Source organism: Variovorax sp. LjRoot84 (genome assembly GCF_964254305.1).
Classification (GTDB): domain Bacteria; phylum Pseudomonadota; class Gammaproteobacteria; order Burkholderiales; family Burkholderiaceae_C; genus Variovorax.
The window spans coordinates 2,639,543-2,652,931 of record NZ_CAXUTE020000001.1 but is presented as its reverse complement, the minus strand read 5'-3'; the positions used below and the strand labels follow the sequence as shown (position 1 = coordinate 2,652,931).

Sequence of the window (13,389 nt, the reverse complement as noted above, 5' to 3'; positions counted from 1 at the left end):
GCGGGAAAGCCCTTGATTATAGCCGGCGCGGGCTTATCCCTTGGCCGCGGCGGCACTCGCATGCAGGCAGATCGCCGCCGCCGCCGCGACGTTGAGCGACTCCTCGCCGCCCGGCTGCGCAATGCGCACGTGCCGGGCGGCGCGCGTCTCCAGGATGGCGGAAACGCCCTGCCCTTCGTGCCCCATCAACCAGGCGCACGGGTACGGCAGCTGCGTGCGATGCAGCCAGTCGCCGCGGTGCGAACTGGTGGCGATCCAGGGCACAGTCAGCGCATCCAGCATCTGGATGTCCGCGCCCTCGATCAGCTGCAGCCCGAAATGCGCACCCATGCCGGCACGCAGCACCTTGGGCGCCCATAGCGCGGCGGTGCCCTTGAGCGCGATCACCTGGCCGAAGCCGAAGGCCGCCGCGCTGCGCAGGATGGAGCCGACATTGCCGGCATCCTGGAGGCGATCGAGCACCACGGTGGGCGCATCGGGGGTGACCGCCGGCGACGCCGGCAGTTCGAGTACGAAGCCCATCGGAGCGGGCGACTCCAGACCGCTCACGCCGGCGAGCAAGGCATCGGCCAGCACCACGGTCTTGGCCGCCGCCCCGCTCCATTCGGAGCGCGCCGAAGGCCACAGCGACTCCGCAAAGACCGCCACGGCCGGCCGGACGCCGCGCTCGCGCGCGGCGCGGCACAGGTGATCGCCTTCGAGCCAGACCCGGCCCGCCTTGCGGTAGGCACCCGGGTCGTGCGCCAGCTTGCGCAATTCCTTCAGGAGCGGGTTGTCCCGCGACGTGATGTGGCTGACCTCGTCCACGGTCATGGGGCGATCCGCACCTCGATCTGGGTCGTTTCCGCGACCATTTCGCTCAACATCGCCGCCGTCATGGGCTCCGTCTGCCCCGTCGCGCGTGCGAGTACGGCAGCGACCGGGCTGAAGGATCTGCGGTGGTGCACGCAAGCGCCGTGGCGCAACAGCGCCTCCAGGTGCTCTGGCGTGCCATAGCCCTTGTGGCCCGCGAAGCCATAGTGCGGGAATTCGGCGTGCAGTTCCTGGCAGAGCCGGTCACGGTGCACCTTGGCCAGGATCGAGGCGGCCGAGATCGCCTTCACGCGCGCGTCGCCGCCGACGACGGCCTCGGCCAGCACGTCCAGCGTGGGCAGCCGGTTGCCGTCGACCAGCACCTTTGCCGGCTTCAGCCGCAGGCCCTCGACCGCGCGCCGCATAGCCAGCATCGTCGCCTGGAGGATGTTGTGGGTGTCGATCTCCTCCACGCTGGCCTGCGCCACCGAGCAGCACAGCGCCTTGGCCAGGATCTGGTCGTTCAGGCGCTCGCGCTGCAGCGCGGTCAGGGTCTTCGAATCGGCCAGGCCACGGATCGGCCGCTCGTCGTCGAGGATCACGGCCGCGGCAACGACCGGGCCGGCCAGCGGGCCGCGGCCGGCCTCGTCGACGCCGGCCAGGAGCCCGGGAGCGTCCCAAGCGAGCGTGGCCTGCTCAGCCTTCAAGAACTTTCTGGATCGCATCGGCGCACAGTGTCGGCGTATCACGCTGCAATTCGACATGCAGCGTGCAAAAACGTTGTTGCAAGGCGTGAACCTTGTCCGGCGAGGCAAGCCAGGCGAGCGTCGCGTCGGCCATCGCCTGGGGCGTCGCCGCCTCCTGCAGCAGTTCGGGCACGACGAATTCGCCGCACAGGATGTTCGGCAGACCCACCCAGGGCTGCAGCTGCTTGCGGCGCATGAGCGCCCACGAAAGCTTGTTCATGTTGTAGGCGATCACCATCGGCCGCTTGAACAGCGCGGCCTCGAGCGTCGCGGTCCCGCTGGCGATCAGGGTGACGTCGCAGGCCGCGAGCGCGGCGTGCGAACGGCCGTCGAGCAGTTTCACGCGGCCGGCCATGCCGCTGGCCTGCAGCAGTTGCTCGACCTCGTCCCGGAGGCCCGGCAGCACGGGCGCGATGAACTGAAGTTCAGGCCGCTCGCGCAGCATCAGCGTGGCCGCTTCGAAAAAGCCTGCGGCGAGGTAGCGGATCTCCGAGCGCCGGCTGCCCGGCAGCAAGGCGACGACCGGCGCTTCCGCGTCCAATCCCAACGCGGCGCGTGCGCCCGCCTGGTCGGGCGTCATCGGGATCACGTTGGCGATCGGATGGCCAACGTAGCTTGCTGCGATCCCGTGTTCGGCCAGCAGCGCGGGCTCGAACGGAAAGATGCACAGCACATGATCGGCCGCTGTGCGCAGCTTCTCCGCGCGTTCCGGGCGCCAGGCCCAGATCGAGGGGCAGACGAAATGCGCCGTCTTCATGCCGCTGGCCCGCAACGCGGCTTCGAGGTCCAGATTGAAGTCCGGCGCATCGACGCCAATGAAGAGTTCGGGCCGGTCAAGCAGCAGCCGGGCACGGAGCCGGCGCCGGATGCTGGCGATTTCGGCGTAGTGGCGCAGCACCTCGACATAGCCGCGCACCGCCAGTTTTTCCTGCGGCCACCAGCTCTCGAAGCCGCGCGCCAACATCTGCGGGCCGCCGATGCCGACGGCCTTCATGGCCGGCCAGCGCGAGAGCAAGCCGTCGAGCAGCAGCCCGGCCAGCAGGTCGCCCGAGGGCTCGCCCGCGACCAGCGCAAACTGTCGCTGTACCTCCGACATGCGGTGCCCTAGCGCGCGATGCCGCGCGTGGCGCTGGACAGGAAGCCGCTCATCATCGCGACATCGGCGGCCGATTCGGGTACTTCGATGGCCAGGGCCTCGATGGCGGCACGGGCCTCCTCGAGCGTCTTGCCCTGACGGTACAGCAGCCGGTGCATCTGCTTGACGGCCGCGATCCGTGCCGCGGAGAAATCGCGGCGGCGCAAGCCGACCACATTGAAGCCGCGCACCGCCAGCGGATTGCCGTCGACCAGCATGAAAGGCGGCACGTCCTGCGCCACCGCGCTGGCAAAGCCGATCATCGCGTGGGCACCGACCGAGACGAACTGGTGAATGCCGGTCAGCCCGCCCACCGTCACCCAGTCCGCCAGGTGCACGTGGCCCGCCAGCGTCGTGTTGTTGGCGAGCGTGGCGTGGTCGTCGACGCGGCAGTCGTGCGCGATGTGCGTGTAGGCCATGATCCAGTTGTCGCTGCCCACGCGCGTCACGCCGCCGGCCCCCGGCACGCCGATGTTGAAGGTGCAGAACTCGCGGATCGTGTTGCGCTCGCCGATCACGAGTTCGGTCGGTTCGCCCGCGTACTTCTTGTCCTGCGGAACGGCGCCCAGCGATGCGAACTGGAAGATGCGGTTGTCGCGGCCGATGGTGGTGCGCCCCTCGATCACGCAATGCGCGCCGATCGTGGTGCCGGCGCCGACCCGCACATGCGGACCGATCACGGCATAGGGGCCGACGCTGACCGTCGGGTCGAGTTCGGCCTTGGGGTCGACGATGGCCGTCGGATGAACCTGCGTCATGCCTCGAGCACGATCAATTGATCTGGCGCATGGCGCACATCAAGGTGGCCTCGCAAGCCAGCTCGCTGCCGACCAGCGCGCGCCCTTTGAACTTCGAGATGCCGGCCTTCATGCGCTCGATCTCGACCTCGAGCGTCAGCTGGTCGCCCGGCTCCACCGGACGCTTGAAGCGCGCGCCGTCGATGGCCGCGAAGTAGTACACGGTGTTGTCGTCCGGCACGATGTCCAGCGAATGGAAGGACAGCAGGGCCGCGGCCTGCGCCATCGCCTCGAGCATCAGCACGCCGGGCATCACCGGCCGGTGCGGGAAGTGGCCGTTGAAGAACGGCTCGTTCATGGTCACGTTCTTGAGCGCGGTGATGCGCTTGCCCTTTTCCATCGCGAGCACGCGGTCTACCAGCAGGAAGGGGTAGCGGTGCGGCAGCAGTTTGAGGATCTGATGGATGTCGAGCGTCATGATTTTCTGTCTTGCACCACCGGTTTTTCAAGCGCCTTCAGGCGCTCGCGCAGAGCGTGCAGTTGTTTGAGCGTGGCGGCGTTTTTCTCCCAGGCGGCATTGTCGTCGATGGGAAACACGCCGGTGTACTGGCCGGGCTTGAGAATGGACCGGGTCACCACCGTCGCGGCTGAAATGTGCACCCCATCGGCCAACTTCAGGTGGCCGAGCACGATCGCGCCGCCGCCGATGGTGCAGTTCGCACCGATGTCCGCGCTGCCCGCCACGCCGACGCAACCCGCCATGGCGGTGTGCTTGCCGACGCGGACGTTGTGGCCAATCTGGATCAGGTTGTCGAGCTTGACGCCGTCTTCGATCACGGTGTCTTCGAGCGCACCGCGATCGATGCAGGTGTTGGCGCCTATCTCCACGTCGTCGCCGATGCGTACCGCGCCGAGCTGCTCGATCTTGACCCAGGCGCCCTCGTGCGGCGCGAGCCCGAAGCCGTCGGCCCCGATCACGACGCCCGGATGCAGCAGGCAACGCGCGCCGATGATGCAGTCCTCGCTCACCGTCACCCTGGACTTCAGCACCGTTTCTGCGCCGATGCGCGCGCCACGCTCGACGACGCACAGCGCGCCGATACGCGCGCTGGGGTCGATCTGCGCGCCGGGGTCGATCACCGCGCTGGGATGGATGCGCGCGCTGTCTGGCCTGGCATGAGATTGCTTCCAGAGCTGGGTCAGCCGCGCGAAATAAAGGTAGGGGTCGGCCGTCACGATGAACGACCCGCGCTGGGCCGCCAGCTCCCGCATGGCAGGCGACACGATAACGCAGCCTGCTTGCGAGGCAGTGAGCTCTTTGCGGTACTTGGGATGGCTCAGGAAACTGAGCGCGTCGGCCTGCGCCGTCGCCAACGGCGCAAGCCGCTCGATCGACAGCGCGGGGTCACCCTGCAGTTCGCCCCCGAGGACCTCAACGATTGCGCCTAGCCGCAGTGCCACGCCGGTTCGCGGCGCTATTTGCCGCCGGCAGAAGTGGACGCATTCAGCGCCTTGATCACCTTCTCGGTGATGTCGTGCTTCGGATTGATGTAGATCGCTTCCTGCAGGATCGCGTCGTACTTCTCGGCCTCTGCCACCTGCTTGACCACGCGGTTGGCGCGTTCATAGACCTGCTGCAGCTCTTCGTTCTTGCGCGCGTTGAGGTCTTCCTGGAATTCGCGGCGGCGGCGCTGGAAGTCACGGTCCTGGTCGACCAGGGCACGCTGACGGGCCACGCGCTGGCTCTCGGACAGGGTCGGCGCCTCGCGCTCGAACTTTTCGGAAGCAGCCTTGAGGGCTTCGCCCTGCCCCGTCAGGTCCTTCTCGCGCTTCAGGAACTCGGACTCGAGCTTCGCCTGCGCGGCCTTGGCAGGCTGCGCTTCACGCAACACGCGATCGGGATTGACGAAACCTATGCGGAAAGTTTCCTGCGCGTGCGCGAGCCCGCCCGCGAGGGCGAAAGCGGGGATCAGCAGCGCACCGGCGGCGCGAAGCAATGGATTCATTAGAAAGAGGTTCCGATCTGGAATTGCAGGCGTTGAATTCTATCCTTCGGGATCGGATGCAGCGGGTCGGTCAGGTCTTCATCCTGCTGCCTGACCGGGATGGCGTAAGCCAGGCGCAGCGGCCCCAGCGGCGAGATCCAGCTGATGCCCAGGCCCACCGAGGCGCGGAGCTTCTTCGCCGCCTTCCACTGGGCGTCGGTCGAGAAGGCATCGCGCGTGCCGAACACGTTGCCGATGTCGAAGAAGCCGTAGAGGCGCAGCGTGCGGTCGTTGCCGGCGCCCGGGAATGGCGTGCTGAGTTCGGCGTTGAAGATCGCCTTCTTGGTGCCGCCCAGCGCCGCGCCTTCGGTCTGCCCCAGCAGCGGCACGTCGCGGGGGCCCAGCGAGTTCTGCTCGAAGCCGCGGACCGACCCCAGGCCGCCCGCGTAGAAGTTCTTGAAGATCGGGTACGGCTTGCCGCCGTATTCCTTGCCGTAGCCGAGCTCGCCGTTGATCGCAAAGGTGTACTGCTTGCTGATCGGAAAGAACTGCTGATACTGGTAGTTGGTCTTCAGGTACTTCATGTCGCCGCCCACGCCCACCTCGAGGTTGGCGCGCTGCAGGCGTCCGCGGGTCGGCAGCAGCGCGCTGTCGCGGTCGTCGCGCGACCAGCCGATGGTCAACGGCACGCCCCAGACGCTGTCGTTGGTACAGCCGGTGACAAGGCCCGACGCGCTGGTGCTGCAGCCGAAGTAGTTCCGGTACGACTGCGGGGTCAGGAAAGCGACGTTGCCGCCCGGGTCGAAGCGGTAGCGCTCCAATCCGGCGCCGAAGAAGACCGTGTCGACTTCGCTGAACGGCACGCCGAAGCGGATGCTGCCGCCTTCATTGACCAGCCGGTAGTCGCCGTCGACGCTGTAGTAGGGCCGCGTGGTCGTGTGGTAGATGCCGAAGGTGCGCGAGATGCCGTCCTTCGTGAAGTAGGGGTCCGTGGTCGTCAGCGAGAGCGCCCGGTTGTATTTGCTGGTGTTGACCTGAAGGCCGAGGTAGTTGCCGGAACCGAAAACATTCTCCTGCGCGATGCCGAAGGTGAACGACACCTTCTCGGCACTGGAAAAACCTGCGCCCAGTTGCAGCGTACCGGTCGGTTTTTCGGCCACGTTGATCGTCAGGTCGACCTGGTCCGGCGAGCCCGGCACCTCCTGCGTCTCCACGTTCACCTCGGTGAAGAAGCCCAGGCGGTCCACCCGGTCGCGCGACAGCTTGATCTTGTCGCCGTCGTACCAGGACGCCTCGTACTGGCGGAACTCGCGCCGGATCACCTCGTCGCGGGTGCGGTTGTTGCCCCCGATGGCCACCCGCCGCACGTACACCCGCCGCGAGGGCTCCGCCTTCAGCGTCAGCGACACACGGTTGTTGGTGCGGTCGATCTCGGGCTCGGCCTGCACGCGCGCGAACGCGTAGCCGAAGGTGCCGAAGTAGTCGGTGAAGGCCTTGGTGGTCTCCGTCACCTGCTCGCCGTTGTAGGGCTCCCCGGGCTGGATCGTCACCAGCGACTTGAACTCCTCCTCGCGCCCGAGGTAGTTGCCCTCCAGCTTGACCCCGGCCACCACGAACTTCTCGCCCTCGGTGAGGTTCACCGTGATCGCGAGGTCCTGGCGGTCCGGCGAGATCGCCACCTGCGTGGAGTCGATGCGGAACTCCAGGTAGCCGCGCGTGACGTAGTAGGAGCGCAGCGTCTCCAGGTCGGCGTTGAGCTTGGCGCGCGAGTACTGGTTGCTCTTGGTGTACCAGCTCATCCAGCCGCCCGCGTCCTGGTCGAAGAGATCCAGCAGCGTGCCTTCGCTGAAGGCCTTGTTGCCCACGATGCGCACTTCGCGGATGCGCGCGGCCTCGCCTTCGGTGACGGTGAAGGTCAGGTTGACGCGGTTGCGCTCGATCGGCGTGACGGTGGTGACGACCTGGGCGTTGTACAGGCTCCTGCTGACGTACTGGCGCTTGAGCTCCTGCTCGGCGCGGTCGGCCAGGGCCTTGTCGTAGGGGCGGCCGTCGGCCAGGCCGACCTCGCGCAGCGCCTTCTGCAGCGCGGCTTTGTCGAACTCCTTGGTGCCCACGAAGTCGACGTCGGCGATGGTGGGGCGCTCCTCGACGATCACCACCAGCACGTTGCCGCTGACGTCGATGCGCACGTCCTTGAACAGGCCCAGGTCGAACAGCGCGCGGATGGCAGCCGTGCCGCGCTCGTCGCTGTAGGTGTCGCCCACGCGCAGCGGCAGCGAGGCGAAGATGGTGCCGGGCTCCACGCGTTGCAGGCCTTCGACCCGGATGTCGCGTACCGTGAAGGGCTCGACGGCCCAGGCGGCCGTGGCGGCGAGTGCACTGGCGACCACCGCGGCAACGCTGCGCAGGCGAAAGCGACTGAATTTATTGTTCATCTGTGAATTGAGCCGGCGCGGAAAGGGCCAGCAGAAAGTTAACCAAAGAGTCGAGTCACATCGTTGAAGAGTGCGATCGACATCATGACCAGCAGCAACGCGACACCCCCGCGTTGGAACCGTTCCATCCATGCATCGGAGACGCTCTTGCCGGTCAGGCCCTCCCAAAGATAATACATCAGGTGCCCCCCATCGAGGACCGGCAGCGGCATGAGGTTCAACACGCCGAGACTCACGCTGATGAGGGCGAGGAACACCAGGTATTGCGTGAGACCCATGCTGGCGGACTTGCCCGCGTAGTCGGCGATCGTCAGCGGTCCGCTCAGGTTCTTGATCGAGGCTTCGCCGATCAGCATCTTGCCCATCATGCGCACGGTGAGCGTCGACACCTCCCAAGTGCGGACCACGCCGCGCCAGACGCCGTCGACCACGCCCAGCCGCACCGTCACCATCTCGGGTGGCGCACCGACATAGGCGCCGACACGGCCGACCTTGGCCGCAGCTTCGTCGCGCACCTCCGGCGTGACTTCGACGCGGAGCATCTGACCGTCGCGCTCGATCTCCCAGGTCTGCGTGCGCGGCTGGCCACCCTCGACCGAGGCGCGGATCACGTCGCGCAATTGCTGGCCGTCGACGATGGCCGTGCTGCCGACCGAGCGCACCACATCGCCGCGGCGCAGGCCCGAGCGCTCCGCCGCGCCGCCTGCCATCACCTCGCCGATCTCGGGGCGCGTCAGCGGTGCGACGACGCCGATCTTGCGGAACATCTGCGCGTCGGCATCCTTGGCCTCGATGCGGCTCAACGGCAGCACGATCTCGCGCGCAGGCCGCGCGCCCTCCCCTGCGATCTCGAGCGTCAGATCGCGGCCGTCGAGCGCTCCGCGCGTCATGCGCCAGCGCAGGTCTTCAAAGGACTGCACAGGCTCCAGGTCGCCGTCGAAGCCGGCGCGCGCGACGTGCTCGCCGCCGCGCAAACCGGCCTGCTCGGCCAGCGAAGCGGCCACCGGCTGGCCCAGCTTCGCGACAGGCTCTTCGACGCCGATCCAGTTGACCGCGGTGTAGAGCACGACGGCCAGCAGGAGATTGGCGATCGGACCGGCGGCGACGATGGCAGCGCGCGAACGCAGCGGCTGGGTGTTGAAGGCGCGGTGCCGCTCTTCGGGCGCCACGGGCCCTTCGCGTTCGTCGAGCATCTTCACGTAGCCGCCGAGCGGGAACGCGGCGATCACGAACTCCGTGTCCTGCCCCGGGTGCTGGCGCTTGGGCTGCCAGCGATACAGCGTCTTGCCGAAGCCGACCGAAAAGCGCAGCACCTTGACCCCGCATGCAACCGCCACCCGATAGTGGCCGTACTCGTGCACCGCGATCAGCAAGCCGAGCGCGACGATGAAGGCAACGACTGTGAGCATGGAGACCCCCGGGTATGGAAAAGTCAGGCTGCGAAGCGTAGCGCTGCGGCGTTGGCAGCAGCCCGGGCGCTGGCATCCAGTGCCAGCAGGTCGGCCAGCGATGCTGGGTTGGAGGGCTGCACCGCATCCAAAGTTTCCAGGTTCACCGCATGGATACGATCGAAGCGCAAGCGGTGATGCAGGAATGCTTCGACCGCCACCTCGTTGGCCGCATTGAGCACAGCGGTCGTGCCCGGCGCTGCGCGCAACGCCTGCCATGCGAGTCCCAGGCCGGGAAAGAGCTGGGCATCGGGCGCATCGAAAGTCAGCGCCGCCATCTGCCGGAAATCGAGCCGGGCGGCACCGCTTTGGATGCGCTCGGGCCAGGCCAGCCCGACGGCGATGGGCACCCGCATGTCGGGCGTGCCGAGCTGCGCGATCACCGAGGCGTCGGTGAATTGCACCATCGAATGCACCACGCTCTGCGGGTGGATCACGACCTCGATCTGCTCGGGCGCCACGCCGAACAGGTGGCGCGCCTCGATCACCTCGAGGGCCTTGTTCATCATGGTGGCGGAATCCACCGAGATCTTGCGGCCCATGACCCAGTTCGGGTGCGCGCAGGCCTGCTCGGGCGTCACGGCACCGAGCGTGTCCGGCGAGCGCGTGCGGAACGGGCCGCCGGAGGCGGTCAGGATGATCTTGTCAATGCGCCGCGGCCAGGTGGCCGGGTCTTCCGGCAGCGACTGGAAGATCGCCGAGTGCTCGCTGTCGATGGGCAGCAGCGTCGCCCCGCCCTCGCGCACCGTGCGCATGAACAGCTCGCCACCGACCACCAGGGCCTCCTTGTTGGCAAGCAGCAGCCGCTTGCCGGCGCGAGCGGCTGCGAGGCAGGGCCCGAGCCCGGCCGCGCCGACGATGGCGGCCATCACGGCATCGCATTCCTCGTGCGAGGCGATCGTCTCGATGGCGTCCGCTCCCTGGAGCACGCGCGTGGACAGGCCGCTCTGTTTCAGCTTTTCGGCCAGCAGCCGGGCATGCGGCGGGCTCGCCATGACCGCAAACTTCGGCGAGAACTGCACGCACTGGGCCAGCAGCTCGTCGACCTTGGTTGCAGCCGACAGCGCGAACACCTCGAAGCGCTCGGGATGCCGGGCGATCACGTCGAGCGTACTGACGCCGACCGAGCCGGTCGAACCGAGCACCGTGATGCGTTGCCTAGGGTATGTCATCACAGGAAGGCCAACATCATGGCAATAGGAAGCGTCGGCAGCAAGGCATCGACGCGGTCGAGCACGCCGCCATGGCCCGGCAGCAGGGTGCTGCTGTCCTTGGCGCCCGCGCTGCGCTTGATCAGCGACTCGACCAGATCGCCCACCACGCTCATCGCCGCCAGAAAGACCACACCGACCAGCAGCAGCCACCATCCGCGCTCGGCCAGCCGCGTGTAGAGGCTGGCCACCGCGGGCTGGGCGGCCGCGTCGGCCCAGACCCAGGCCAGGGCCAGAACCAGGACGCCGGCCATGCCGCCCCAGACACCCTCCCAGCTCTTGCCGGGACTGATGGCCGGCGCGAGCTTGTTGCGCGTGAACCTGAGTCCGAATGCGCGCCCCGCGAAGTACGCAAAGATGTCGGCCACCCACACCAGCACGAGGATCGACAGCAGGAAGTTGATGCCGACCATCCGTGCCTTGACCGCGGCCAGCCACGCGACCCAAAGCACCAGCAGCCCGCCGACCAGGCGCAGACCCCTCGGCACGCGCGGCCAGCCGGGCACTGCGACGCGCAGCAGCGCAGCCCCGCCGAGCACCCAGGCGGCGCTGGCGAAGATCCAGACAGGCAGCAGCGACTGATCGAGCAGCCCCAGCCACCAGGACAGCGCGCAAAGCACGAGCGTCTCCAGCCCCAGGAACAGCGACACTCTCGACCCGTAGCCGTTGAGCCGCCCCCACTCCCAGGCCGCGGCTGCGATCAGCGCCAGCATCACGCAGGCAAAGGGCACATGCGACGGATAGAAAAGCGCCGGCAGCAGGATCGCCAGCAGGACGATCGCAGTGATGATGCGTTGTTTGAGCATTCGCTCAGGCTGCCTGCGGATCGCGCCATGCGTTGCCCGCGACCTGCGCGGAAGTCTGGCCGAAGCGGCGCTCGCGGCGCTGGAAGGCAGCGATGGCTTCGTCGAGGGCGGCCTCGTCGAACTCGGGCCAGAGGCGGTCGCTGAAGAACAGCTCGGCATAGGCGCTCTGCCACAGCAGGAAATTCGACAGCCGCTGCTCGCCGCCGGTACGGATGAACAGATCGGGGTCGGGCACGTGCGACAGCGCCATCGCCGCATCGAGGTTGGCCTCGGTCAGCGGCTCGCCGCGCGCGGCAAGCTGGGCCGCTGCGCGGGCGATATCCCATCGGCCGCCGTAGTTGAAGCAGACGTTGAGCACCAGCCGGGTATTGTGGGCCGTCGCTGCCTCCGCCTGCAGCAGGCCGGCGGCGATTTTCTCGGACAGGCCGCCGCGCTCGCCGATGAAATGCAGCCGTACGCCGTCATGGCTCAACTTCGGTACTTCGCGGCCAAGCGCACCGACCATCAGGTCCATCAGCCCCGACACTTCCTCGACGGGACGGTTCCAGTTCTCGGAGGAGAAGGCGAACACGGTGAGAACCGCGACGCCGCGGTCGACGCAGGCCTTGACGCAACGGCGCAAGGATTCGACGCCCTGCTTGTGACCCGCGACGCGCGGCAGAAAGCGGCGCGTGGCCCAGCGGCCATTGCCATCCATGACGATGGCAATGTGGTGGGGCATGGCAGGTGATGTCGTCATCAGACGGCCATGATCTCCGCTTCCTTGGCCGCCACCAGCCGGTCGATCTCGCCGATGTGGCGATCGGTCACCTTCTGGATCTCGGCCTCGGCCCGCTTCTGATCGTCTTCGGATGCCAGCTTGTCCTTGACCAGCTTCTTGATCGCATCATTGGCGTCCCGGCGCAGGTTGCGGGTCGCGATCTTGGCGGTCTCGCCCTCGTTGCGCACCAGCTTGGTCATTTCCTTGCGGCGCTCTTCGCTCATCGGCGGCAGCGGCACGCGGATCAGGTCACCCATCGACGCGGGATTCAGGCCCAGATCGCTTTCGCGAATGGCCTTTTCGATCTTGGCGCCCATGCCCTTTTCCCAGGGCTGGACGCTGATGGTGCGCGAATCGAGCAGCGAAACGTTCGCTACCTGAGACAGCGGCACCGAGGAGCCGTAGTAATCGACGTGGACCGAGTCCAGCAGCGCGGGATTGGCGCGGCCGGTGCGGATCTTGGTCAGGTTGTTCTGGAATGCGGCGAGCGACTGATTCATCTTGGCGTCGGTCGCATCGCGGATTTCGGCAATGGTCATCTTCTTGGTCCTCTTCAGGCATGCACCAGCGTGCCTTCGTCCTCGCCCATCACGACGCGCTTGAGCGCACCGTTCTTGAAGATCGAGAACACCTTGATCGGCAGGTTCTGGTCGCGGCACAGCGCGAAGGCCGTGGCGTCCATGATGCCGAGATTCTGCGCGATGGCTTCGTCGAAGCTCAAGCGGGCGTAGCGTGTCGCGCTCAGGTCCTTCTTGGGGTCTGCGGTATAGACGCCGTCGACCTTGGTTGCCTTGAGCACCAGCTCCGCGCCGATCTCGGCGCCGCGCAGCGCCGCAGCCGTGTCGGTCGTGAAGAAGGGGTTGCCGGTGCCGGCCGCAAAAATCACGACCTTGCCCTCTTCGAGGTACTGCAGCGCCTTGGGGCGAACGTAGGGCTCCACGACCTGCTCGATCGCGATGGCCGACATCACGCGGGCGATCAAGCCCTGCTTGTTCATCGCGTCGGCCAGCGCCAGCGCGTTCATGACGGTCGCCAGCATGCCCATGTAGTCGGCCGTGGCGCGATCCATGCCCACCGAGCCGCCGGCGACGCCGCGGAAGATGTTGCCGCCGCCGATCACGACGGCAACCTCGACGCCCATGTTCACCACCTCGGCCACTTCGCCGACCATGCGCACGATGGTCGCCCGGTTGATGCCGAAGGCGTCGTCACCCATCAATGCCTCGCCCGACAGCTTCAACAAGATTCGCTTGTGGGCTGGTCGGGCGTCGGACATGGGTGGGTTCCTTTGGAGTTGGCGGGGCGAGTGTAAAACGTGATTGCGAAAAAGCGGC

The 13,389-nt window shown here is 67.2% G+C and carries 14 protein-coding genes; all 14 read right to left on the bottom strand.

From position 1 onward, the window contains the following. Window positions 1–33: 33 nt before the first annotated feature. Genes ACSQ9I_RS13455 through pyrH form a run of 14 tightly spaced genes read right to left on the bottom strand, consistent with a single transcriptional unit; the run spans window position 34 to window position 13,331 of the window. The gene (locus tag ACSQ9I_RS13455; RefSeq protein WP_436313467.1) at window positions 34–813 is read right to left on the bottom strand and encodes a TrmH family RNA methyltransferase; all 780 of its coding nucleotides are present in this window, start codon (window positions 811–813) and stop codon (window positions 34–36) included. Beyond that, window positions 810–1,517 carry a ribonuclease HII gene (gene rnhB / locus ACSQ9I_RS13450; RefSeq protein ID WP_436313466.1) on the bottom strand — a complete coding sequence of 236 codons (708 nt, stop codon included), beginning with the start codon at window positions 1,515–1,517 and terminating at the stop codon, window positions 810–812. Before rnhB ends, ACSQ9I_RS13455 begins: the two co-directional genes overlap by 4 nt. Further along, window positions 1,489–2,634 carry a lipid-A-disaccharide synthase gene (gene lpxB / locus ACSQ9I_RS13445; protein WP_436313465.1) on the bottom strand — a complete coding sequence of 382 codons (1,146 nt, stop codon included), beginning with the start codon at window positions 2,632–2,634 and terminating at the stop codon, window positions 1,489–1,491. The genes rnhB and lpxB overlap by 29 nt, the downstream gene beginning before the upstream one ends. A gap of 8 nt (window positions 2,635–2,642) precedes the next feature. Then, window positions 2,643–3,431 (bottom strand): acyl-ACP--UDP-N-acetylglucosamine O-acyltransferase, encoded by a 789-nt coding sequence (gene lpxA / locus ACSQ9I_RS13440; protein WP_093107814.1) that lies wholly within the window; start codon window positions 3,429–3,431, stop codon window positions 2,643–2,645. Between the two features lie 13 nt (window positions 3,432–3,444). Beyond that, window positions 3,445–3,888, bottom strand: a complete 444-nt coding sequence (gene fabZ, locus ACSQ9I_RS13435; RefSeq protein ID WP_093107816.1) for a 3-hydroxyacyl-ACP dehydratase FabZ — start codon at window positions 3,886–3,888, stop codon at window positions 3,445–3,447. Next, window positions 3,885–4,871, bottom strand: a complete 987-nt coding sequence (gene lpxD, locus ACSQ9I_RS13430) for a UDP-3-O-(3-hydroxymyristoyl)glucosamine N-acyltransferase (RefSeq protein ID WP_436313464.1) — start codon at window positions 4,869–4,871, stop codon at window positions 3,885–3,887. Before lpxD ends, fabZ begins: the two co-directional genes overlap by 4 nt. A gap of 14 nt (window positions 4,872–4,885) precedes the next feature. Beyond that, window positions 4,886–5,416: an OmpH family outer membrane protein gene (locus ACSQ9I_RS13425; protein ID WP_093107820.1), complete on the bottom strand. Its 531-nt coding sequence runs from the start codon at window positions 5,414–5,416 to the stop codon at window positions 4,886–4,888. After that, window positions 5,416–7,830, bottom strand: a complete 2,415-nt coding sequence (gene bamA / locus ACSQ9I_RS13420; RefSeq protein ID WP_436313463.1) for an outer membrane protein assembly factor BamA — start codon at window positions 7,828–7,830, stop codon at window positions 5,416–5,418. Before bamA ends, ACSQ9I_RS13425 begins: the two co-directional genes overlap by 1 nt. 38 nt (window positions 7,831–7,868) lie before the next feature. After that, complete coding sequence (gene rseP / locus ACSQ9I_RS13415) at window positions 7,869–9,239, bottom strand: RIP metalloprotease RseP (RefSeq protein ID WP_093109253.1); 1,371 nt, start codon at window positions 9,237–9,239, stop codon at window positions 7,869–7,871. A gap of 23 nt (window positions 9,240–9,262) precedes the next feature. Continuing rightward, complete coding sequence (gene ispC / locus ACSQ9I_RS13410; RefSeq protein WP_436308912.1) at window positions 9,263–10,450, bottom strand: 1-deoxy-D-xylulose-5-phosphate reductoisomerase; 1,188 nt, start codon at window positions 10,448–10,450, stop codon at window positions 9,263–9,265. Further along, window positions 10,450–11,295 carry a phosphatidate cytidylyltransferase gene (locus ACSQ9I_RS13405; protein WP_436303859.1) on the bottom strand — a complete coding sequence of 282 codons (846 nt, stop codon included), beginning with the start codon at window positions 11,293–11,295 and terminating at the stop codon, window positions 10,450–10,452. Before ACSQ9I_RS13405 ends, ispC begins: the two co-directional genes overlap by 1 nt. A gap of 4 nt (window positions 11,296–11,299) precedes the next feature. After that, window positions 11,300–12,034 carry a polyprenyl diphosphate synthase gene (uppS, locus tag ACSQ9I_RS13400; protein ID WP_093109250.1) on the bottom strand — a complete coding sequence of 245 codons (735 nt, stop codon included), beginning with the start codon at window positions 12,032–12,034 and terminating at the stop codon, window positions 11,300–11,302. After that, the gene (gene frr, locus ACSQ9I_RS13395; RefSeq protein ID WP_093109249.1) at window positions 12,034–12,594 is read right to left on the bottom strand and encodes a ribosome recycling factor; all 561 of its coding nucleotides are present in this window, start codon (window positions 12,592–12,594) and stop codon (window positions 12,034–12,036) included. Before frr ends, uppS begins: the two co-directional genes overlap by 1 nt. A gap of 14 nt (window positions 12,595–12,608) precedes the next feature. After that, the gene (gene pyrH, locus ACSQ9I_RS13390) at window positions 12,609–13,331 is read right to left on the bottom strand and encodes a UMP kinase (RefSeq protein WP_093109248.1); all 723 of its coding nucleotides are present in this window, start codon (window positions 13,329–13,331) and stop codon (window positions 12,609–12,611) included. Window positions 13,332–13,389: the final 58 nt, after the last annotated feature.